This window comes from Acinetobacter haemolyticus (assembly GCF_900406815.1).
GTDB classification, from domain to species: Bacteria; Pseudomonadota; Gammaproteobacteria; order Pseudomonadales; family Moraxellaceae; genus Acinetobacter; species Acinetobacter haemolyticus_A.
Genome location: NZ_OVCN01000017.1, coordinates 39,815 through 62,223, shown reverse-complemented (window position 1 = coordinate 62,223; position 22,409 = coordinate 39,815). Strand labels below are relative to the sequence as shown.

24 protein-coding genes and 2 tRNA genes are annotated in these 22,409 nt (G+C 41.0%); 19 read left to right on the top strand and 7 right to left on the bottom strand.

The genetic code is table 11. The features are described from left to right. The first annotated feature begins 5 nt into the window (after positions 1 to 5). The 4 genes from DK207_RS12540 to DK207_RS12525 all read left to right on the top strand — a co-directional run bounded on the left by DK207_RS12540 (position 6) and on the right by DK207_RS12525 (position 4,437). Complete coding sequence (locus DK207_RS12540) at positions 6 to 1,133, top strand: acyl-CoA dehydrogenase family protein (RefSeq protein ID WP_109441483.1); 1,128 nt, start codon at positions 6 to 8, stop codon at positions 1,131 to 1,133. Positions 1,134 to 1,154: 21 nt separating this feature from the next. Further along, the gene (locus DK207_RS12535) at positions 1,155 to 1,928 is read left to right on the top strand and encodes an enoyl-CoA hydratase (protein ID WP_109441482.1); all 774 of its coding nucleotides are present in this window, start codon (positions 1,155 to 1,157) and stop codon (positions 1,926 to 1,928) included. Between the two features lie 12 nt (positions 1,929 to 1,940). Further along, on the top strand, positions 1,941 to 2,966 hold the full coding sequence (locus tag DK207_RS12530; RefSeq protein WP_109441481.1) for an enoyl-CoA hydratase/isomerase family protein: 1,026 nt from the start codon (positions 1,941 to 1,943) through the stop codon (positions 2,964 to 2,966). 118 nt (positions 2,967 to 3,084) lie between these two features. Then, the gene (locus tag DK207_RS12525) at positions 3,085 to 4,437 is read left to right on the top strand and encodes an MFS transporter (RefSeq protein WP_109441480.1); all 1,353 of its coding nucleotides are present in this window, start codon (positions 3,085 to 3,087) and stop codon (positions 4,435 to 4,437) included. Between the two features lie 57 nt (positions 4,438 to 4,494). On the opposite strand, the gene DK207_RS12520 is transcribed toward DK207_RS12525, so the two are convergent. Both DK207_RS12520 and DK207_RS12515 read right to left on the bottom strand, forming a co-directional pair. Then, positions 4,495 to 4,570, bottom strand: a tRNA-Gly gene (locus DK207_RS12520). 45 nt (positions 4,571 to 4,615) lie between these two features. Continuing rightward, positions 4,616 to 4,691, bottom strand: a tRNA-Gly gene (locus tag DK207_RS12515). Positions 4,692 to 4,881: 190 nt separating this feature from the next. Here DK207_RS12515 and DK207_RS12510 point away from each other — a divergent pair. The 5 genes from DK207_RS12510 (at position 4,882) to DK207_RS12490 (ending at position 7,712) form a co-directional block, all read left to right on the top strand. Continuing rightward, complete coding sequence (locus DK207_RS12510) at positions 4,882 to 5,190, top strand: BolA family protein (protein WP_109441479.1); 309 nt, start codon at positions 4,882 to 4,884, stop codon at positions 5,188 to 5,190. Between the two features lie 9 nt (positions 5,191 to 5,199). Further along, on the top strand, positions 5,200 to 5,592 hold the full coding sequence (locus DK207_RS12505) for a SirB2 family protein (protein WP_109441478.1): 393 nt from the start codon (positions 5,200 to 5,202) through the stop codon (positions 5,590 to 5,592). 81 nt (positions 5,593 to 5,673) lie between these two features. Next, entirely contained in the window at positions 5,674 to 6,516 is an 843-nt protein-coding gene (locus tag DK207_RS12500; RefSeq protein ID WP_109441477.1) for a ParA family protein, read from the top strand. Between the two features lie 9 nt (positions 6,517 to 6,525). Next, on the top strand, positions 6,526 to 6,912 hold the full coding sequence (locus DK207_RS12495; protein WP_109441476.1) for a hypothetical protein: 387 nt from the start codon (positions 6,526 to 6,528) through the stop codon (positions 6,910 to 6,912). Between the two features lie 209 nt (positions 6,913 to 7,121). Further along, positions 7,122 to 7,712, top strand: coding sequence for a LysE family translocator (locus DK207_RS12490; protein WP_109441475.1), 591 nt, complete (start codon positions 7,122 to 7,124; stop codon positions 7,710 to 7,712). A gap of 24 nt (positions 7,713 to 7,736) precedes the next feature. Here DK207_RS12490 and DK207_RS12485 read toward each other — a convergent pair whose 3' ends face one another. After that, positions 7,737 to 8,378 carry a DedA family protein gene (locus tag DK207_RS12485; RefSeq protein ID WP_109441474.1) on the bottom strand — a complete coding sequence of 214 codons (642 nt, stop codon included), beginning with the start codon at positions 8,376 to 8,378 and terminating at the stop codon, positions 7,737 to 7,739. Positions 8,379 to 8,603: 225 nt separating this feature from the next. Between DK207_RS12485 and DK207_RS12480 the strand changes: the two genes are divergently transcribed. Then, positions 8,604 to 9,026, top strand: a complete 423-nt coding sequence (locus DK207_RS12480) for a DoxX family protein (RefSeq protein ID WP_109441473.1) — start codon at positions 8,604 to 8,606, stop codon at positions 9,024 to 9,026. Positions 9,027 to 9,161: 135 nt separating this feature from the next. Then, positions 9,162 to 9,530 (top strand): NirD/YgiW/YdeI family stress tolerance protein, encoded by a 369-nt coding sequence (locus DK207_RS12475; protein ID WP_109441472.1) that lies wholly within the window; start codon positions 9,162 to 9,164, stop codon positions 9,528 to 9,530. A 61-nt stretch (positions 9,531 to 9,591) separates the two neighbouring features. Here DK207_RS12475 and DK207_RS12470 read toward each other — a convergent pair whose 3' ends face one another. Then, positions 9,592 to 10,818 (bottom strand): DUF445 family protein, encoded by a 1,227-nt coding sequence (locus DK207_RS12470; RefSeq protein ID WP_171293685.1) that lies wholly within the window; start codon positions 10,816 to 10,818, stop codon positions 9,592 to 9,594. A 451-nt stretch (positions 10,819 to 11,269) separates the two neighbouring features. On the opposite strand from DK207_RS12470, the gene guaA reads away from it, so the two are divergent. Next, entirely contained in the window at positions 11,270 to 12,838 is a 1,569-nt protein-coding gene (gene guaA / locus DK207_RS12460; RefSeq protein WP_109441469.1) for a glutamine-hydrolyzing GMP synthase, read from the top strand. Positions 12,839 to 13,091: 253 nt separating this feature from the next. On the opposite strand, the gene DK207_RS12455 is transcribed toward guaA, so the two are convergent. Beyond that, the gene (locus tag DK207_RS12455) at positions 13,092 to 13,607 is read right to left on the bottom strand and encodes a tetratricopeptide repeat protein (protein ID WP_109441468.1); all 516 of its coding nucleotides are present in this window, start codon (positions 13,605 to 13,607) and stop codon (positions 13,092 to 13,094) included. A 443-nt stretch (positions 13,608 to 14,050) separates the two neighbouring features. On the opposite strand from DK207_RS12455, the gene DK207_RS12450 reads away from it, so the two are divergent. From DK207_RS12450 to DK207_RS12420, 7 genes are all read left to right on the top strand, one after another. Then, positions 14,051 to 15,052: a DUF1852 domain-containing protein gene (locus tag DK207_RS12450; RefSeq protein ID WP_109441467.1), complete on the top strand. Its 1,002-nt coding sequence runs from the start codon at positions 14,051 to 14,053 to the stop codon at positions 15,050 to 15,052. A gap of 27 nt (positions 15,053 to 15,079) precedes the next feature. Further along, the gene (locus tag DK207_RS12445) at positions 15,080 to 16,108 is read left to right on the top strand and encodes a methionine synthase (RefSeq protein ID WP_109441466.1); all 1,029 of its coding nucleotides are present in this window, start codon (positions 15,080 to 15,082) and stop codon (positions 16,106 to 16,108) included. A 190-nt stretch (positions 16,109 to 16,298) separates the two neighbouring features. Continuing rightward, positions 16,299 to 16,790: a flavin reductase gene (locus tag DK207_RS12440; RefSeq protein WP_109441465.1), complete on the top strand. Its 492-nt coding sequence runs from the start codon at positions 16,299 to 16,301 to the stop codon at positions 16,788 to 16,790. Between the two features lie 182 nt (positions 16,791 to 16,972). Further along, positions 16,973 to 17,221 carry a DUF2798 domain-containing protein gene (locus DK207_RS12435; protein WP_416224680.1) on the top strand — a complete coding sequence of 83 codons (249 nt, stop codon included), beginning with the start codon at positions 16,973 to 16,975 and terminating at the stop codon, positions 17,219 to 17,221. A 153-nt stretch (positions 17,222 to 17,374) separates the two neighbouring features. Then, positions 17,375 to 18,322, top strand: coding sequence for a pirin family protein (locus tag DK207_RS12430; protein WP_109441463.1), 948 nt, complete (start codon positions 17,375 to 17,377; stop codon positions 18,320 to 18,322). Beyond that, positions 18,319 to 18,717, top strand: a complete 399-nt coding sequence (locus tag DK207_RS12425) for an OsmC family protein (RefSeq protein WP_109441462.1) — start codon at positions 18,319 to 18,321, stop codon at positions 18,715 to 18,717. The genes DK207_RS12430 and DK207_RS12425 overlap by 4 nt, the downstream gene beginning before the upstream one ends. A 96-nt stretch (positions 18,718 to 18,813) precedes the next feature. Then, positions 18,814 to 19,467: a glutathione S-transferase family protein gene (locus DK207_RS12420; protein WP_109441498.1), complete on the top strand. Its 654-nt coding sequence runs from the start codon at positions 18,814 to 18,816 to the stop codon at positions 19,465 to 19,467. 60 nt (positions 19,468 to 19,527) lie between these two features. Here DK207_RS12420 and DK207_RS12415 read toward each other — a convergent pair whose 3' ends face one another. Beyond that, positions 19,528 to 20,136, bottom strand: coding sequence for an SPOR domain-containing protein (locus DK207_RS12415; RefSeq protein WP_109441461.1), 609 nt, complete (start codon positions 20,134 to 20,136; stop codon positions 19,528 to 19,530). A 332-nt stretch (positions 20,137 to 20,468) separates the two neighbouring features. Next, positions 20,469 to 22,268 carry an arginine--tRNA ligase gene (argS, locus tag DK207_RS12410; protein ID WP_109441460.1) on the bottom strand — a complete coding sequence of 600 codons (1,800 nt, stop codon included), beginning with the start codon at positions 22,266 to 22,268 and terminating at the stop codon, positions 20,469 to 20,471. Positions 22,269 to 22,409: the final 141 nt, after the last annotated feature.

Genomic DNA, 22,409 nt, shown 5'->3' with positions numbered 1-22,409 from the left:
TAACGATGCAATTTACCGAAGAACAATTGTTAATTCGTGATATGGCGAAAAGCTTCGCCCAAGAACAAATCAAACCGAATGCCAGTGATTGGGATCGAGATGGCACCTTTCCCAAAGCTGCCTTGGCGCAGATGGGACAGCTTGGTTTTATGGGGATGTTAGTCCCAGAGCAATGGGGTGGTTCTGACACGGGTAATTTGGCCTATGTCTTGGCACTCGAAGAAGTCGCAGCAGCAGATGGTGCGACCTCAACCATTATGAGCGTGCATAACTCGGTAGGCTGTGTACCGGTTTTAAAATTTGGTAATGACGAGCAAAAGGAACGCTTTTTAAAGCCCTTAGCGCAAGGCGAAATGATCGGGGCATTTGCTTTAACCGAACCTCATACCGGTTCGGATGCCGCAGCCATCAAAACTCGTGCGGTTAAAGATGGGGACGACTATATTCTGAATGGTGCAAAGCAATTTATTACTTCTGGCCATAATGCAGGGATGATTATCGTCTTTGCCGTGACTGATCCAAGCGCGGGTAAAAAGGGCATGAGTGCTTTCCTCGTGCCACGTGATACACCGGGGTATGAGGTCATTCGTGTTGAAGAAAAATTAGGTTTACATGCATCGGATACTTGTCAAATTGCTTTGACCGATGTGCGTGTGCATAAAAGTTTGATGTTGGGTAAAGAAGGCGAGGGGCTAAAAATTGCACTTGCCAATTTAGAAGGTGGTCGTATTGGGATTGCAGCACAAGCAGTGGGTTTGGCACGTGCGGCGCTCGAAGAAGCCACACACTATGCCAAAGAACGTCTGACATTTGGTAAACCAATTTTCGAGCATCAAGCGATTGCCTTCCGTCTTGCCAGTATGGCAACTGAAATCGAAGCTGCACGACAACTGGTGCATTATGCCGCACGTCTCAAAGAAGCGGGCCAACCTTGTTTAAATGAAGCATCGATGGCGAAATTATTTGCTTCTGAAATGTCAGAGCGGGTCTGTTCGAGTGCGTTGCAGGTCTTTGGTGGTTATGGTTATCTGAAAGATTTTCCAATCGAGCGAATTTATCGTGATGCACGAATTTGTCAGATTTATGAAGGTACCAGCGATATTCAACGTTTAGTGATCGCACGTAGTCTATAAAACTCAAACAAGGATTGAATGATGCAGTGGCAAACTATTTTATTGGAAAAGCGTAATGGTGTTGGGTTAATTACCCTCAATCGTCCTAAAGCCTTAAATGCGCTAAACAGTGAATTGATCAGTGAAGTGAATCAAGCACTCGATGAACTGGAAAAAGATCGAGAGATTGGTTGTATCGTGTTGGCAGGCTCAGAAAAAGCCTTTGCAGCAGGCGCGGATATTAAGGAAATGGCTCAGCTGAATTTTCCTGATATTTATTTTGATGATTTTTTCCATCTTGCCGATCGTATTGCTCAACGCCGTAAGCCTTTGATTGCTGCCGTGAGTGGCTATGCTTTAGGCGGCGGTTGTGAGTTGGCACTGATGTGTGACTTTATCTACTGCGCTGACAATGCCAAGTTCGGCTTACCTGAAGTAACCTTGGGCGTGATTCCTGGGATTGGGGGAACGCAACGTCTAACCCATGCGATTGGTAAAGCCAAAGCCATGGAAATGTGTTTGACTGCGAGACAAATGGGAGCGGTTGAAGCAGAGCAAAGTGGTTTAGTTGCACGTGTATTCACCAAAGAAGACCTACTTGAACAAACCCTACAAGCAGCTGAAAAAATTGCAGCACGTTCTTTAACTGCAAATATGATGTTGAAAGAAACCATTAACCGAGCCTTTGAAGTCAATTTGACCGAAGGTTTACGTTTTGAACGACGCATGTTCCATTCTATTTTTGCCACGATAGATCAAAAAGAAGGGATGCAAGCGTTTGTAGAAAAACGGCAAGCCAATTTTAAAAATCAATAAGAGATCAACAAAATGAACAAAGAAAATCACTTAATGATTGAGCAACAAGGTGGTCTCGGCATGATCACTTTGGATCGAGTGACGCATCTGAATGCCTTGTCGCTAGAGATGATCGAAGGGATTCGAACCCAACTTGAACTTTGGCGAAATGATGCTTCTATTCAAGCCGTTTTGTTCAAATCGAATAGCCCGAAAGCCTTTTGTGCAGGCGGCGATATTCGCTATTTGTATGACAGTTATAAACTGGGCAAGACAGATCATCAGGGTTATTTTAGTGCCGAATATAAGATGCTCACCACCATACGTGAGTACCATAAACCTGTCGTCGTTCTGCTCGATGGTTATGTGCTTGGTGGTGGTTTTGGCTTAGCCCAAGCCTGCCACATAATTGTGAGTAGTGAAAAATCACGCTTTGCCATGCCTGAAACAGCGATTGGTTTTTTCCCAGATGTCGGTGCTACTCATTTCCTATCGCGCTTGGATGATATTGGCGTATACATGGCGATCACGGGCGAACAAATCAGTAGCAGTGATGCACTCTATCTAGATTTGATCGACTACCATGTGCCGAGCGAAAAACTTCCAGCCTTGCAAGATGCATTGGTTGCGGAAACTGATTTAAGTCAGCAAAACATTGAACACATTGTCAGTTGCTTTATCACCCGCCCAGCAGAAAGTGAATTGAAACAGTTTGCTGAAGCGATTCGTAAACATTTCGGTTTCCAACACTTGGACGAGATTGAGCAAAGTCTTGCAAATGAACAAGATGAACAATTACAGCCGTGGGCAAGTAAATTACTTCATCTTCTGCAACAGCGATCTTTTGTCGCAAAACAAACCAGCTTGAAACTACAGCATCTTGGACGTGGGCTTTCCTTGCAACAATGTATGCAACTTGAGCGTGATTTACAGGATATTTGGTTTGAGCATGGGGACTTTATTGAAGGTGTACGCGCACTGATTGTGGATAAAGACAAACAACCGCAATGGAAACAAGCCAATCCAGAACTGGAGAAAATATTGGAAAAGCTGAGCTAAATTAACAACATAAAAACAATAAAAGCTCACAAAAATATAGAGTGTTGACATGCTTATGGGTAGCAATGTCCATAAGCATTCAAGCTAAAACAAGAAGATCTAAATAAGGATAATTGTGATGCAAACAACAGATGGAAACGGTTCGTCCCCTAAAAAGTCGTCACATCGATTAGCAGGGATTTCTAGCATGGTCGGTACCACCATTGAGTGGTATGACTTTTTTATCTATGGCGCAGCAGCGGCACTGATTTTCAACAAATTATTTTTCCCTAATCTTGATCCTCTCACAGGTGTACTCGCCGCATTTGGTACCTATGCCGTGGGTTTTATTGGACGACCGCTAGGTGGTTTAGTGTTTGGACACTTCGGTGACAAGATCGGGCGTAAATCCATGTTGTTACTCACCTTGATGCTCATGGGTATTCCAACAGTATTGATCGGACTATTACCGACGTATGAAACGATCGGTTATTGGGCTGCGATTTGCTTGGTGATCTTGCGCTTTATTCAAGGTATGGCAATGGGCGGTGAGTGGGGCGGTGCAGTGCTGATGGCAGTTGAACATGCACCGGATGGCAAAAAAGGATTTTGGGGCAGTTTACCTCAAGCCAGTACAGGTGGTGGTTTAATGCTGGCCTCGATTGCGCTTGGCTTGGTATCGTTACTGCCCGAACACGCATTGTTTAGTTGGGGTTGGCGTATTCCTTTCCTTGCAAGTATCGTTCTATTGGCTGTCGGATGGTATATCCGTGTCAAAGTGCCTGAGTCACCTGACTTTGAGAAAGTCAAACAGCAAGCTGAAAACATCAAAGTTCCTGCTTTAAAAGTGTTTAAACAACATCCGAAACAGCTGATTACGATTATTGTGGCACGTGCTGCTGAAAACGCATGGTTTTATATTGCATCAACATTTACCTTGGCTTATACCACGACTCAACTGGGTATTCCGCGACAAGAGATTTTGTTTGCCACCATTTGTGGTGCAGCGGTGATTTTGTTTATGACACCTTTATGTGGACATTTGTCCGATAAGGTTGGTCAGCGCAATATGTTTATGTTTGGCTTATGTGTGTTGGCACTGTTTAGCTATCCATTCTTTAGTATGTTGAATACCAAAGATCCTGTATGGGTATGGACTGCGATCGTATTGGCGATCGGGGTGGTTTTTCCGATTATGTATGCACCACAAGCACAATTATTCGCGCGCCAGTTCCCAGCTGAAATTCGTTATAGTGGGATATCCATCTCAGTGCAGTTGGCAGGTGTATTGGGTGGCGGGATTGCACCATTAATCGCTACAAAACTATTGAGCGTCGGCGGTGGAAGCCCTTATTTGATTATGATTTATATCGGCTCAATGGCAATGATCGCGATTATCGCAACAACCTTTATGCCACGCGATCGTGTTGCCCAAGCTTATCTGCAAACAGATGATTTGAATTTAAAAACCAAGGTCACTGAACAGCCATAATTACTGAAGGTATAGACAGAAAAAAGCCCTAATCTTTCGACTAGGGCTTTTTAAATTTGGAGCGGGAAACGAGACTCGAACTCGCGACCCCAACCTTGGCAAGGTTATGCTCTACCAACTGAGCTATTCCCGCATATTGAGCAGTTTTTACGAAAACTTACACTTAAAAAAACCAATCTGGAGCGGGAAACGAGACTCGAACTCGCGACCCCAACCTTGGCAAGGTTATGCTCTACCAACTGAGCTATTCCCGCGTGCCAGCTATAATACATTAAGCAAAATAAGGGTCAACAACTTTATGCAGAGAATTGGCTTAATTGCATAAAATAAAAGCATTTTCGTGGCCAAAAATAGAAAAAAGCAAAATTTTGCACAAAAGTTTAACCAATCTATGGGTGATGTATACTAATGAGCAATCTCGATCTGACCTTAATAGAGTGACTGATGAACTTAGAACAACAATTGATTGAACGCTTAGAAAGTCTTGCCCCCAGTCATCTTGAGGTAATCAACGAATCGGCTGGGCATGGGGGGTATTTTCCAGGGAAAGAATCTCACTTTAAAGTGATCGTCGTGAGCGAAGCATTTCAAGGATTACGTTTAGTTCAACGTCATCAAAAAATTTATGCAGTCGCAGCAGAACTCATGAGCCCTGGAAAAATACATGCACTTGCTATTCATGCCTATGTACCAAGCGAGTGGCAAGGTCAAGCACCTGCAAGCCCAGACTGTGCACATGCACCTAAACAATAAGGATTGATCATGGACGCGCATTTACTCACTAAAATTATTCATATGTCGGCAGTGAGTCTGTTAATCATTGCATTTGTAGCACGTGCTGCAACTTTATTTGTCGGTGTTAAAAATGAACAACCGAATCCTACCGCGCGCAAAAGCTTAGTGGCGATGCAGCATTTATCATTGACCGTGATTTTGATTACGGGACTGATTCTATTGATGATGAAAAACTTCGATGTGCAGCCTTGGTTCTATGCCAAAGTCATTTTATTCATCGTGTTATGCTCATCATTGATCAAAGCTTTTCGTAAAGATGACAGTATCTTACTGGTCCAACGTCGTGCTGGTATTATCATCGGTGCGGTTGCCTTAGTGGGTACCTTAGGTTTAGTCATGATCAAACCTGTTTTTGCGTAATTGTTGGACATTGTTTTAGTAATTGTTTTGGCTCTAGGTTAAACTGCGTGCAGTTTACAAAAAATATTGTAGAGGGAAATCATGTTAACGCGTGTGGTATTTAACCAAAAAGGTGGTGTGGGGAAATCAAGTATTACAATCAATCTAGCTGCGATTAGCGCTCAACAAGGGCTGAGAACCTTGGTGATTGATCTTGATCCACAAGCAAACTCCAGCCAATACCTTTTGGGTGAAGATGCAACATATTCTGCGGATAAAGCGGCGTTAGAACCAAATATTGAAAATTTCTTTGAAGATATCTTGGGTGCAACCCAGCAAAAAAGCTTGATTGGCAATGCCCTAGGATCAATTCTTAAAGTTCCACGTGGCAAAGGTTTGGACAGTTACGTGCATCGTACATCCTTTGCAAACTTAGATGTGATTCCAGCAAGTCCAAGTTTGGGCGCACTAGAGCATGCGCTAGAAAGTAAACATAAAATCTATAAATTACGTGATTCGATTCAAGCACTAAGTGCGCGATATGACCGTATCTTTATAGATACTCCACCTGCATTTAACTTCTTTACATTGTCTGCGCTGATTGCAGCAGATCGCGTGTTGATTCCATTCGATTGTGATGTATTTTCTAAACGTGCGTTACAAACTTTGATTGAAAATATTCTCGAAACCCAAGATGATCATAATGATCGCTTAGAGATTGAAGGGATTGTGGTCAATCAGTTCCAGTCTCAAGCAAAGTTACCGCGTGAAGTGGTTCAACAGTTAATCGATGAAGGTTTACCTGTGTTAGCAAGTATGTTGCCACCATCTGTATTGATGAAAGAATCGCATCAAAAGAATTTACCGTTGATTCATTTGGCATCTGAACACAAACTGACTCTTGCTTATGTCACTTTGTTCAATGAGATTGAATCTAAGCAATAAGAGAACATTATGAAACGCTTATATTGGATGCCAGTTTTGGCTGTCAGTTTGTTATTAGGTGCTTGTGCATCGACGGTTAAACCCGCTTATGTTTCGCCTACCCAATATCAAGCTTTGAACTGCCAACAATTGCAAGCTGAGTACAATCGTATCCAACACTATATTGATAATGGTGTGCAAACACCAAAACGTACAGGTGTTGGGGTCGGTGTCGGACTCGGTGGTGGTTGGGGTAAAGGCGGCTGGGGCTTTGGTCCTTCTGTTTCTGTAAACATGGGACAGTCCATGAATACCAAGAACACTGAATTGGCGAAAGTACTGGGTCAACAAGACGCGATTGTGCAAGCTGCCCAATTTAAGGGTTGTCCAATTATTGTGAAGCAACGCACAAAATAATTTATTTTAGTTTTATCGCCATAGCTGGCTATGGCGATAAAACTAAATATTAGCAAAATGTTTCAATTGAAATTTATAAAAATCAATATTTTATAATTTAAATTAGCCATTATTGTCTCTTTCAGCCTGCATTGCTCATTTCTTAGAACTTGTCTGTCTGCCCTAAATTCGTTTATCGTGGCGCCCATGTCTGGTTGTTCGGTATATCTATGATTGAGAGTTGGTTTTTTGTTTTGGCGATGCTGGCGGTATTACTTATCCCTGGTCCAACCAATGCTATGCTTGCCAGTGCAACCCACCAACACGGTGTTCCCAAGACGCTTGTTTTTATCCCAGTAGAATGGCTGGGGTACATTTACGGCATCAGTTTGTGGGCACTTTTTATTCATCTATTTGAACCGATTTGGCCCGCTTTCGATGTGATGCTACATGTTGGCAGCTTATTATATGTACTGTGGATGGCTTTCCATCTCTGGAAAAGCTCGCATCTACAGAAACATGATCAACGCCATCAACACATTCGTCCTACTCAACTGTTTGTATCGACCTTAAAAAACCCGAAAACAGTGTTGCTCGCAGCAGGGATTTTCCCACCAGAAGCATGGAATTCTGTTCAAAATGCGGCCATCGTATTTGCGATCTTTAGTTTGATTTTAATTCCAGTTTCAATCTTTTGGATGGTGTTTGGACGTGCTTTGTTGACAGGAAGCTTTGCTGGAATTAAAGCCGACCATTTATATAAAGGATCGGCGATGTTACTGATTATTTGTATGTTACCCATGGTGTTTCGGGTGTTTTAAACCATATCAGCGAAGACCATAGCATCACGAGGATGCTTTACGTTGATTCAGTTTTTGGCGAGCAAAGCCAATGACGCCTGGTAAAACACTAATAATAATGATACCGAAAATTAAATAAGTGAAATTATCTTTGACGATTGGCATATTGCCAAATAAATAACCTAGCGTGATAAAAGAGGAGATCCAACAGAATGCCCCAATCACGTTATAACTCAGGAAATATTTATAATTCATACTGCCCGCACCCGCGACAAACGGAGCGAAAGTACGTGCAAAAGGCACAAAACGAGCGAAAATAATGGTTTTGCCACCATGATGCTCAAAGAATTGTTGAGTTTTCAGAAGGTGTTGTTTGTTAATAAATCGGGAGTTGGTTTCAAAGACTTTAGGGCCAATATAATGACCAATATGATAATTAACTGTGTCGCCCAGTACCGCTGCAATAAATAATAAAACACCCAGTACCCAAGGATCCATTACACCCGTTGATGCTGCTAATGCCCCTGCAGCAAAAAGTAAGCTATCTCCAGGCAAAAAAGGCATCACGACAAAGCCTGTTTCGACAAAGATAATCAAAAATAAAATGGCATAGATCCAAACGCCGTAATTATTGATAAACTCAAGTAAGTGTTGGTCAACGTGTAGAATAAAATCAATGAGTTCCATGAAAATGTTAACGCTATAAATTTGAGCTAAATCCTAGCAGTGCAGCAATGGAATGTCAGTATAAAAAGCAAATTAATTGGTAACAGGGGTTGACGCGAAGTCGCTTATTAATTTTATTCTTTGTTTCAAATATAGAACGATGCATTAACTAATATTGTGTTTATTGCAAAATAAAACATACATACACTGTTGTTATGTCAAAAAACAAACAGTGTGGAATTTATTATGTTTAATCCGAATGTTGTTGTCAAAAATATTGTTACGCAAACTGGCGTCGAAAATGTCGTAACTTTAATTGCACGAATTCTCATGGCATATATTTTTATTATCGCAGGATGGGGCAAGCTTACGGCCTATAGCGCGACAGCGGGTTATATGGAAGCCATGGGGGTGCCTGCTGCCATGTTACCATTAACCATTCTCGTTGAATTTGGTGGTGGTTTGGCGTTGTTATTTGGATTCCAAGCGCGTTTTGCTGCATTTGGTTTAGGGGTATTTAGTATTCTGACTGCTTTTATTTTTCATGGTGCAGATGATCAGGCACAACAAATCAATTTTATGAAAAACTTAGCAATGGCTGGCGGGTTATTCTATTTAATGTTGTATGGCGCGGGGCGTTTGAGCTTAGATCATAAAATCGAAAATTAATCTGTGATCCCCTTGGTTTAAGCTGCCGAGGGGGCTAATTCAATAGAGAAATTTACCGTTCATTACAAATGTAAGCCGACATCTACTTATTTTTTTGCTTAGCTATGATTAGATTCAAAAAGAAGGTAAGTAAAAATGAGAAAAATCATTGCTGGATGTACGATTGGATTGATACTGTCATTATCTAGCCAAACTTGGGCAGGTAAAGAGGATTATGTACTCATACAAGAAGCTGCTAAAAATGTCGTAACTGTCAGTCAGGTTGCTCAATTACCAGATGAAACTGGAGTGACACTCATGGGGCAAATTACGAAACATTTAAACAGTGATCATTATGAGTTTAAAGATCGTACGGGAACAATTAGCATCGAAGTCGATGATGATATTTGGCGTAAGGCAGGATTGAAAGTAGGTGATCATGTTCGTTTAGTTGGTGAAGTCGATACCCATCGCTATAAGCCTACCGATATAGAAGTGATCAAGATCGAAAAGCATCATCATTAAGTCTCTAAATACAAAAAAGGAAGCATTTGCTTCCTTTTTTGTATTTAGAAGGTTTTTAAGTTTAAAGCATAAACAAAATTTGCATTTCACCGACCATAAAGCCCAGTACTGCACCAACGATAATCAGTGCCCACTCATCTTCTTTAAAGGCAGGGCGGAGCATGCCTTCAAATTCTTCAGGGCTAAGCTTCTGCATGCGTTCAACCAAGGTGTTACGTACATTCATGGCATCTTCAGCATATGATTCCACATAACGCATGGTATCTGGTAGTTGCTGCAGAATACGTTCAGCAACGTCCGCTTTCAGGTTTTGGTATTTCTCACCACCAATGGCATACACCACCAAAGGACGAACCACACCCGCTTGTAAATCAATTTCTTGCTTTACATGGCGACTGACCAATTCAATCACTTTGTCAGAATGTGTACCTGAAAAAAGTTCTTCCATCATGTTGCGAGAGGTAAGTAACTGTTTAGAAATCAAGGCAGCATAATCGGCGGCAACTTCATTTTGACGTTTAATAAATAGACCTTGCCATGTAAAGCCCATCACCTTTTTGGGATGAAGTGGTCTAAACATCATTTGCAAAGCGATCCAGTCACTAAAGAAACCGACGAATCCGCCAAACAACGGCAGCATCCAAGGATATTTACCTTGTGTGACAACCCAGCAGAACATTTGGATCACACCAATCCCGAAACCAAAAATAAAGCCGACATTACTAAAGAATTTAAATTCTTGTTTGCCGACTTTTTTAAAGATTTCGTTGAGTAAGCGCTTATCTTTGAGCAGGTTGTTGACGACCATGTGTTTGATATCGAAGTACTTGGCAACATCTTTTTGTACTTCGCCCATGATATGTTCAACAATCTCAGGCGCTTTGGCCTGTACACGTTTAATGAGTTTCTGACGTGCAAACTCTGGCATACCTTCCCACAAACCCGGTTGGTACTGTTGCGCAACTTCACGGGTAATGTCTTCTGCCGCAGCCATGAGCGGTTTTTCGATTTCTTGTGCGATGCGTTTTGGATCGAGCCGAGCAAAAATTTCTTCAGGTTTGATCAGCTTTGAGGTCATTAGCTCAACGGCTGTGGTCGCCATTTTTTCAGCTTTGCGTGGAACAATCCCTTGCCACCCAATGGGTAAACCAAATAGTTTAAGGCCTTTAAATTCAAGTGGTGAAAACATCATTTGAACAGCAACGACTTTCGTCACATAGCCAATTAAACCACTGATAAACGGGATGGAAATATATAACCAGAAATTCTGTTGAAAATCCGCAATCATTTCTTGAAACATTATTTTATTGGTCCTTCAAGTCCTAATTGTTGCTTGTGAAAAAGCAAGCCATAGATGATAGTGATATGGTTGGGGTATTGGTCATTCACCAATAATAAAGTTAGGCTTTCAGTCCCCTTTAGTTTTCCTTTTTCTCAAGGACATCGAAATCCATTAATTCAAAAGAAGGAAACGATGGCGGTAATTGAGTACCTTTCCGTGGTAATGCAAGTTTTCGCCACATCATCTTAGCACCAATTTTTGTTTTGTGTTGAGCAGAATTCACTAGAAATGTTGATTTAGCTCTCTTTTTGTCGGTTGTCTTACAAATTTTTAACTTAAATATCAGTGACGATTGCTGCCAGTAATTAAAAAATTAGATAGATGATGAATTGCGATGCGCCAAAGCGTGAAAAATGCTAGAATATGGCGCTTATTTCATTTGCCATTCTGATTAGCCATGACGACCAATACTCAAATTACTGAAGATCGTATCCTTATCTTGGATTTCGGCTCTCAATATAGCCAGCTCATTGCACGTCGAGTACGTGAAGCAGGTGTCTATTCTGAAATGTATGCATATGATATGTCTGAAGAAGACATTCGTGCATTTAATCCAAACGGGATTATCTTGTCAGGTGGACCTGAGAGCGTGCATGAACTAGGCAGTCCACGTGCACCGCAGATCGTATTTGAATTAGGTGTACCTGTTTTAGGTATTTGCTATGGTTTACAAACCATGTCTGAACAACTTGGCGGTAAAGTAGAGCCAGGTACAGTACATGAGTTTGGTTATGCAGAAGTCGATATTTTGGTGCGTGACCAATTAATCGGCAAATTACAAGATCGTGAAAACCAACTTCATGTATGGATGAGTCATGGCGATAAAGTCAGCGCAATTCCAGAAGGTTTCCAAGTAACAGCAAGCACACCAAGCTGTCCATTTGCTGCAGTCAGCGATGAAAAACGTCGTTTCTACGGCGTGCAATTCCACCCAGAAGTGACGCATACAGCGAAAGGTGCAGAATTACTTTCAAACTTTGTTCATCAGATTTGTGGCTGTCGTGGTCTTTGGACACCTGAACATATTATCGACTTACGTGTAGAACAGTTGCGTGAGCAAATCGGTGATGAAAAGGTTTTATTAGGTTTATCTGGTGGTGTGGATTCATCTGTTGTAGCCGCATTGTTACATAAAGCGATTGGCGACCAGTTGACTTGTGTATTTGTAGACAATGGTTTACTTCGTTTAAATGAAGGCGATCAAGTGATGCAAATGTTCGCAGATAACATGGGGATCCGCGTCATTCGTGCAGATGCTGAAGAACGTTTCTTGACAGCATTGGCAGGTGAAGTTGATCCTGAGAAAAAACGTAAAATTATTGGTCGTGAGTTTATCGAAGTTTTTGCTGAAGAAGCACGTAAGTTAGATGGCGTGAAATTCTTGGCTCAAGGTACGATTTACCCAGATGTAATCGAATCTGCTGCAAGCAAACAAGGTAAAGCACACGTGATCAAATCACACCATAACGTGGGTGGTTTACCAGAAGACTTAGCTTTTGATCTCGTGGAACCATTACGTGACTTGTTCAAAGATGAAGTCCGTAAACTCGGTACAACACTTGGTTTACCGCATAGCATGATTTACCGTCATCCATTCCCAGGTCCAGGTTTGGGCGTGCGTATTTTGGGTGAAGTGAAAAAAGAATATGCAGATATTCTTCGTCTTGCGGATGACATCTTCATGCAAGAGCTTCGTGCAAGCGGTTGGTATGACAAAACAGCTCAAGCATTTGCTGTATTCCAACCTGTGAAATCAGTGGGTGTGGTAGGTGATGGTCGTCGTTATGCATGGGTGATTGCACTTCGTGCGGTGGAAACCGTTGACTTTATGACTGCGCGTTTTGCTCACTTGCCATATGAGTTAGTTGATAAAATCTCAACCCGTATCATGAATGAAATCAAAGATGTTTCACGCGTTGTTTATGATGTGTCATCTAAGCCACCAGCAACGATTGAGTGGGAGTAAATTCGGTCTTTTTAAAAGCGATAGCTTTTAGCCAAATTTACGCTAAAGGCTACGCCTGCGGCAGTACGGGATTTCAAGAAGCGAAGCTTCTTGCCTGAATTACGTCAAGCGCTCTGCGCTTGGTATTAGGGATTGCTAAAGCTCGTTAAGTAAAGCCGACTTAGAAAAGTCGGCTTTTTTATTTTTTACTTTAGAGTTTAATGAGTTTTTAAATCATTTCGTATAATGCGTATTATTTTGATTTTAGACATAATTATTGATTTGCTTTATCTTCCCAAAATTTTGCGGTATCTAAATCTTTTTCTACACCTACTCCATATTGATACATAAACTCAAGATCTCTCATCGCTTCTTTACTACCAAGAGAAGCAGCTTTTTTTAATAAATCTAATGCCTTATCAGTATCTTTGGTAACTCCCTCACCATTACGATATAGCGTAGCTAAACCCACCATAGAATCAGTATGATTTAGGTCAGACCCTTTTGAAAACCACACAAAAGCTTTTTTATAGTGCTCATCAGCATCAGTTGGATCCCTATCTTCAACTAGACCAGCATATGTCGCATAGCCATCACCGAGCCAATACATCGCATTAACATTACCACTTTCCGCTGACCTAATAGCCCAGCTTTCTGCTTGAGCCTCATCTTCTTCAATTCCGTAACCATGTATATATACATCGGCTAATTCTAGTTGCGCTGATGAATCACCATTTTTAGCTTTCGCTAATAAATCATTTGAAAAAGTTGGATTAGCTAAAGTTTCCATAGAAAAGATTAGTCCTAAAACAATAGATGTAAGATTGAGAATTTTCACTTTGTACCTTTCAATTAAAGTTACATTTACTTCGTTATATTATTAATACTAATTTAAAAAAATGAAAAGTTAGAGCTATTCTAAATAATGGCGCTATAGGAAACTTTCCCCACTTTTCTTATTCTTCATAATCTGACATTACAGTAAAAAAGCTGCACCTAAAAAAGCCCCATCCCATTACTTTAAACATGAAACCCGTTTAATTACACCCTCGATCACAAATCTAAGTGGCCCTATCTTTACACAACTCATTGTTAATAAATAATAAATTCATGAAGATGAATTTTACTCACTTTTCTATGAAACTAAATCATTTTTATTCATGTTGTGAATGAGGTATAAATTTCATCATTAAGAAATTCAAGTTTTATCTCGGAATTAGGGTGCAGATCACAATGAGTAAAGAATTTAAATTTACGATAAAGAGTATTCGTTTCGATGAAGACTATCGCCCTTCAGACAATACTCGCATTACCACCAACTTTGCGAATTTGGCGAGAGGAGAGAGCCGTCAAGAAAATTTGCGCAATACTTTAAAAATGATCGACAACCGTTTCAATACTTTGGCGCATTGGGATAACCCAAATAGCGATCGCTATTCTGTCGAGCTTGAAATTATTTCCGTTGAGATGAAAATCGATGCTGAAAACAATTCAAATGCATTGCCTTTGATTGAAATATTAAAAACTAATATTGTTGATAAAAAAACCAATAAACGTATTGAAGGTATTGTCGGAAATAATTTTTCCTCTTATGTGCGTGATTATGATTTTAGTGTGTTATTACTTGATCATAATAAAAATCAGTCTGAATTTAAAACACCAGAAAACTTTGGTGATTTACATGGCAACTTATTTAAGAGCTTTATTAACTCTGATACTTATAAAGCAAACTTTAAAAAGCAGCCTGTGATTTGCCTCAGTGTTTCGAGCAGCAAAGTCTATCGCCGCAGTGATAATCAGCATCCAGTTTTGGGTGTCGAATACCTACAAGATGAATACTCTTTAACAGATGAGTATTTCCAAAAAATGGGTTTAAAAGTTCGCTATTTCATGCCACCAAATAGTGTTGCGCCTTTGGCTTTCTATTTCTCAGGTGATTTGCTGAGCGACTATACCAACCTTGAGTTGATCAGCACCATCAGTACGATGGAAAGCTTCCAAAAGATTTATCGCCCTGAGATTTACAACGCCAATTCGGTTGCAGGCACGTTTTATCAACCTAGTCTTAAACACCAAGATTATTCACTTACTCGTATTGTTTATGACCGAGAAGAGCGTAGCCGACTGGCGATTGAACAAGGGAAATTTGTTGAAGAGCAATTCATCAAGCCTTATCAAAATGTTCTTGAGCAATGGACAAAGAACTACGCTGACCAAAATTGCGCTGCCGTTTAACTATTCATATTGAGAAGATGATTGAAAATGAAAATATTATTACCGACTTCAACAGCTGGCAGCTTACCAAAACCATCTTGGCTTGCAGAACCAGAAAAGCTTTGGTCGCCTTGGAAATTGCAAGACGAAGAGCTGATCCACGGCAAACAAGATGCGTTACGTTTGTCATTGCAAGAACAGCAGCATGCGGGCATTGACATCGTTAGCGATGGGGAGCAAACCCGTCAGCATTTTGTCACCACTTTTATCGAACACCTTGATGGCGTTGATTTTGAAAAACGTGAAACTGTACGAATCCGTGATCGTTATGATGCAAGTGTACCGTCAGTTGTAGGTGCTGTAAGTCGTCAAAAGCCTGTTTTTGTTGAAGATGCTAAGTTTTTGCGTCAACAAACCAAGCAACCGATTAAATGGGCGTTACCAGGTCCAATGACCATGATTGATACACTTTATGATGGTCACTACAAAAGCCGTGAAAAACTGGCTTGGGAATTTGCCAAAATTCTTAATCAAGAAGCAAGAGAGTTAGAAGCCGCAGGTGTAGATATCATCCAGTTTGATGAGCCAGCATTTAATGTCTTCTTCGATGAAGTAAATGATTGGGGCGTTGCGACTTTAGAGCGTGCACTTGAAGGGCTTAAATGTGAAACCGCTGTCCATATTTGTTATGGTTATGGCATCAAAGCCAATACCGATTGGAAAAAGACTTTGGGTTCAGAATGGCGTCAATATGAAGAAGCCTTCCCTAAGCTGCAAAAATCGAAGATTGATATTATTTCGTTAGAATGCCAAAACTCTCGTGTACCCATGGATCTGATTGAATTGATCCGAGGTAAAAAAGTGATGGTCGGTGCGATTGATGTAGCAAGCAATAACATTGAAACACCTGAAGAAGTTGCTGATACCTTACGCAAAGCACTTCAATTTGTTGATGCCGACAAGCTTTACCCATCGACCAACTGTGGAATGGCGCCTTTAGCGCGTGAAGTGGCTAGAGGCAAGCTCAATGCTTTAAGTGCAGGTGCAGAAATTATCCGTAGAGAGCTTTCTGCCTAGTATTCAACGAAATCGAAATATGTAAAAGATTACCGATTTAGCTATATGAAATCGGTAATCTTCATCTCAATCAAAAAGCATGTATCAGTTTCAGCTAGAATGCATCGAGATAATGTGTCGGTGTAATCGAAATGCATGGTATCGCGAGATCTAAAGAAAATAGTACGGTCCAATTTTTAGGAGCAATGTGATGATTGAATCAATAGACTTTAGAAATGCGATGTCTTTACTCACAAGTGCAGTCAGCGTGGTGACCACGGCAGGTTTGTCTGGTCGTTTTGGCTTCACCGCATCTGCTGTATGTAGTGTGACGGATGCACCGCCGACCTTATTGGTCTGTATGAATCAAGCATCGAGTTCGCATGTGCATTTTGTTGAAAACAAAATTTTAACCGTCAATGTTTTGGGTGCACAGCATGAACATATTTCCAAAGTATTTTCCTCTAAGTTGAGTCCCGAAGAGCGTTTTAGGCATGGTATTTGGACCGAGTTAGAAACGGGAGCACCTGTGCTAAATGATGCTTTGGTCAGTTTTGATTGTGAACTTGATCAAATTCAACATGTCGGGACCCATACGATTTTTATTTGTCGTATTGTGGCGATTCAGCAAAGTCAGCATGAACAAAGTTTGGTTTATTTTAATCGCGCCTATCATCAAGTCGGGCAAATGGAAGTTGTGTAAAGCAACGGCTGATTGATCGTTTTACTCAATTTAATGAGTAGATTTTGCCATCAGGTAAAAATTCTTCTATGCTTAAAAAATATCAAAAACAACATGTCAAACCTATTTGTTTATGAAAAACTTAAAGCAGAATGTGAAGCGTCAGCCTGATTTCAGCCCATATGGTAATTGAGAAGCGAAAATTGAAATTTAAAAAACTACCTGCCAAATATGCGATTTGGATTGTCCCATTTTTATTATCAGCTTTGATGAGCGGAATCATCTCCTTTATTAATCTGTCGATGAATTTAGGCTTTGTACCCGAATTTATTTCAAAATGGTTTGCGACGTGGATGTTATCTTGGGCAATCGCATATCCAACGGTCTTGGTGTGCTTGCCATTGGTTCGACGTATAACCGCTTTATTTGTGGATCTTCCGTCACAACACTAAACCTTTATCGCTTAAAGGATTGTGAAAATAGATCCTGATTGTCTCATGAATAGTACTCAGCGTATTACCAAAACACTATATTGAATTGTGTTTGTATTGCTAAGATCAATAAAACAACTCATTGCAATAGCATAGGTAAAAGAGAGCAAAATCATGAGCAATAATAACGACTATGATATTTCTGATTCAAAAGATTGCGAAACTTATATCAATCAATTTATCCAAGAATTTACGATTCGATCAGCAGAAATAGGCAAGGGAACGATTATTAAGCGTGCTTTGCCTAGCCGTCAAAAACGTTTGGTAGGTGCTTGGTGTTTCCTCGATCATGCGGGTCCAGTAAGCTTTCCAGCAGGTGATGGGCTAGATGTCGGACCACACCCACATATAGGTTTGCAGACCTTTACATGGATGATTGAAGGCACCATGATGCATACTGATAGTTTAGGCTCAAAACAACTGATCCGTCCAAAGCAAGTCAACTTAATGACGGCAGGACATGGCATTTCCCATACTGAAGTTGCACCAGATACCGAAACCAAAATGCATGCAGCCCAGCTATGGATTGCTTTGCCTGATGATAAACGCAATATGCAGCCTAATTTCCAGCACTATCCGGAACTGCCTGTTGTGGTTAAAGATCAGGTTGAATTTACAGTGCTGGTGGGTCAGTTCATGGATACTGTTTCTCCTGTTGAAGTACATACCCCTTTAGTGGGGGTGGATTTAACGGCTCAAGCAAACACCAAGATCCGAATCCCACTCAATCCAGATTTCGAATATGCATTTATGGCGCTGGAAGGTACAGCCTGTGTCAATGGGCATGAGCTGAATGCAGATAACATGGTGGTTCTAGAAACAGGATTGACTGAAATTGAAGTTGAATTAACGCAAGGTCACCGTGTTTTATTGATTGGTGGAGAGCCGTTTGAATCGCCTATTTTGTTATGGTGGAATTTTGTCGGACGTACCATGGAAGATCTAAAACAAGCGCGTGAAGATTGGATTAATCATCATGCTCGTTTTGGAGAAATTCCGGATTATCAGGGTAAACGCTTAGAAGCACCGATATTACCAGATCAAATGAGGGCTTCGAAATGAGCGTAATTGCAAGTGCAAAAGTACAGGCTTTGGCTGAACCGTGGAAAGGTGAGGTCAGCAGCGGTTCGCATCAGTTCCTTACCGATAAGCCTGAAGCGGCAGGAGGGCATGATACTGGACCAGCGCCTTATGACTTTCTGACAGCAAGTTTGGCATCATGTACCATGATTACCTTGCGGATGTATGCCAAACACAAGGAAATTGAGCTAGGTGATTTCGCGGTTGAGGTCGATTTCCATACCAATCGTGAGCAGCAAGAACGTATTGAGCGTCGGGTAATATTTGCCCAACCTGTTTCACAAAATTTAAAAGAAAAACTTCTCAATGTGTGTAGTAAAACGCCAGTAACTAAAACTTTGTTACGCAGTTTAGACATACAGACCGTGATTCTTTAACATGATAATGCTATTGTGCTTGGGCAAAATATAATTCTAAACGCAACTGTCAGAGGGATTTAAAACAACAGTTGCGTACACATGGCAGGCATAAAAATGATTACCTTACATTATCTGCAATGCTCACGTTCATTTCGAATACTGTGGGCATTAGAGGAGCTTGGTATGGACTACCAAGTTGAATACTACCAAAGGTCTTCCAACTACACCGCTCCTAAGAGCCTCCAACAAATCCATCCTCTTGGTAAGGCACCGATTTTGGTTGATGATACACAGGTGATTGTGGAATCTGCCGTGATCTTGGATTATCTGCAACAACGCTATGACAAGCAGCATCAGTTCAAGCCCCAACAAATGCAAGACCAGCATCAATACTCGTATTGGATGCATTATGCAGAAGGTTCTTTGATGCCTTTGTTAGTGATGACTTTAGTGTTAAATAGTGTGAATAAACATGTTCCGTGGGTGATCCGACCGATTGCAGACAAAATCACAGATGGCATTAAAGCTGGTTTTGTACGTCCACGGGTCAAAGAGCATATTCTTTATTTAGAAGATTATTTGGCCGAGCATGATTATTTTGCGGGCGAGTTTTCTTTCGCTGATATTCAGATGGCATTTCCATTGATGGCCTTGCAAAAGCGTTTACATGGTAAATATCCACATATACAAGCTTTTGTGCAACGAGTTCAGGAGCGTGCAGCTTTTCAGCGTGCTGAGCAAAAAAGTTTAGATTCCGAATGTGCCTAAATATGCTTCATTAAAAAAAGGAACGAAATATCGTTCCTTTTTTGTATTGAATATATGGAATTAGCGCTTAATAACGATGGAATCAATCCCACTATGTTGCAAGGTTTGTTGTGCAGCAAGAGCCGCTTCTTGACTATCATAGGGACCTGATATAACCCGATACCAAGTTTGACCATTTTCAACACTTCTCACCACATCAGCTGATAAACCATTCAGAATGATTTCTGCACGACGGGCATCTGCACTATCCGGATCTGGATAGCTACGAACCTGTAAAATATAGGTCGGTGCTACAGGCTGAATTTGTTCACTGGCAGTGATCTCTCCAGTTTCCTCAGTTGTTGGTGCTTCAACTCGAGGCGATTCGATAATCACAACATTGCCTTGTTGTTTGGTTTCTGGAACCGCTTGTTCAGGAATAGGGGTGACTTGCTGTTGTGGAAGTAAGTCGTAAAAGCGGTAATCTTTATTGGTATTTTCTTCTTGATAATGTTCAGATGTGATCTGATTCTTGGCAGGAACGGGTTGCCATGGCTTCCATAACATCAGCATGACGATCACACATAAGATTGCAAGAATTGCAACAAGCATACCCAACCACTTTGGAATAAGTGGTTTTTTGGGTTTGTTTGGTCGTTCAGATACACCACGTTGCGTTTTTCCAAACACCTGAGATTCCTCTTAATCCTAAGGGGCTGTTTATTCAGCCATGCATTACATTATTGGCTAAAATCGCTCAAACCATAGGGGGCGCTAAAAAGCGATTCCTCGATCAAGCTTATATTATTTGTAACTTGAATCTTGAAATAAACAAAGCATTATCTTTAAAAATAATGCTTTGTTTGTCTGATATCAATCAACGTTTTGTCATTATTTTGCTTACGTCTTTACAGTGAGCATCGTTCTTGACTTGCAGCCATGTGTAAAATGTTTACCATTCACCTCATGCATAGCCTTCGGTCTTGCGACCTGAGCAATGCTGCTTAACAGCATTACTTTGCTTACATGGTCTCAGGAGCGGACACACCCAATAATTCTAAACCATTACGCAATACTTGCTGTACGTTGATTGAAAGTAATAAACGCGCTTGAGATAGTGGAATATTTGCTTCATCAACAAATTTAACGCCATCTTGTGCATACCATCCATGAAATAACGCAGCAAGATCTTTTAAGTAGTTGCCAATTTGATGTGGTTCACAGACATTCGCAGCACGAATTACGATTTCAGGGTAAGCTGCCAATTTAGCTAAAATTTCTGTTTCAGCATCCAATGTTAATAGGTTAGCAACTTGGCGTGCAGAAGCGACGTCAAATGCAATGCCTTTCTCTTTAGCACGGTTCACAATACTGTTTACACGCGCATGCGCATATTGAATGTAATACACCGCATTATCTTTGCTTTGTGATACAGCAAGATCGAGGTCAAAGTCGATATGTTGTTCAGACTTACGCATCACATAATAAAAACGTGCCGCATCATTACCCACTTCTTTGCGTAAATCACGCAACGTCACGAACTGGCCAGAGCGAGATGACATTTGCACCATTTCGCCGCCACGCCATAAACTCACGAACTGAACAAGAAGTACAGTCAGCTTTTTCGAATCATAGCCCATTGCATCAATCGCGGCTTTGACACGTGAAATATAACCGTGATGATCTGAACCCCAGATATCGATCAGGTCAGTATAACCACGTTGTAATTTATTCAGATGATACGCGATGTCAGATGCAAAATAAGTGGTCTGACCATTACGACGTTTCACAACACGGTCTTTTTCATCGCCAAATTCAGTCGATTTAAACCAAATATTACCTTCTTTTTCATACAGGTAACCACGTTGATCAAGTGTTGCTAATGCTTCATCAATTTTTTCAGTTAAAGATGCTTCGCTAAACCACTCATCAAAGGTCACACCAAAGTCAGCAAGGTCATCTTTAATGTCATCTAAAATGGCATGTAAGGCAGCTTGATGGAAAACGCGATAGCCTTTGCCTAGTTGTTGTTGTGAGTTGGCGATTAGCCCATCGATATGCTTTTCTTTGTCACCAGAAAGGACGACTTTGTTGCCTTCAGCATCTAATTCTTCAGCATATTGTACGTCTTCTGGCACATCTTTATAAATGTCTGCTACAGGGCGCACATGTGCATCGCTATCTTGATCAATGATCGTTTGCGCGATTTCTTTGACATAGTCACCTTGATAGGCATTTTTAGGGAAAACTAAGGTTTGACCTGTCAACTCTAAATAACGGAGGTAAGTTGACGTCGCCAAAATATCCATTTGACGACCAGCATCGTTAACATAATATTCGCGGTCAACGGTTGCTCCCGTTGCTTCCAATAAATTTGCAACGGTCATGCCATATGCTGCCCCACGTCCATGTCCGACGTGGAGGCTTGACGTTGGATTGGCAGATACAAATTCAACCTGAATTTTTTTGGCTGCATTGGCTTGGCTACGACCATATTGTTCTTTTTGTGCTTGAATTTGATCAAGCACAGCAAAACGTTGATCTGCATTCAAGAAGAAGTTAATAAAACCAGGCCCAGCAATTTCAGCTTTGCTAATGTCTGCAACTTCAGGCAGTGCTGCTAAGATCTTTTCAGCAAGATCACGTGGCTTCATGCCCGCAACTTTAGAGCCGATCATTGCGATATTTGAAGCAAAGTCTCCGTGACTTCGGTCTTTGGTACGGGTTAAATGGCTCGTGTTGGTCCAATCTGAAGGAAGTACACCTTGTTGTTGCAGGGTTTGTACCGCATGATCGAGAGCTGCTTGTATTGCCGTATTCATAGTTACCGAAATAAATGTCGCGGAAAAACGCTAAATATAGCAAATTTTGCAGCTTTAAGGGGAGAGGGATTTGTGAGGATTTAAGATATTCCTATAAATCTTTTTTGTATTGCAATCTCAACACGCGTGAAACGGATGCTA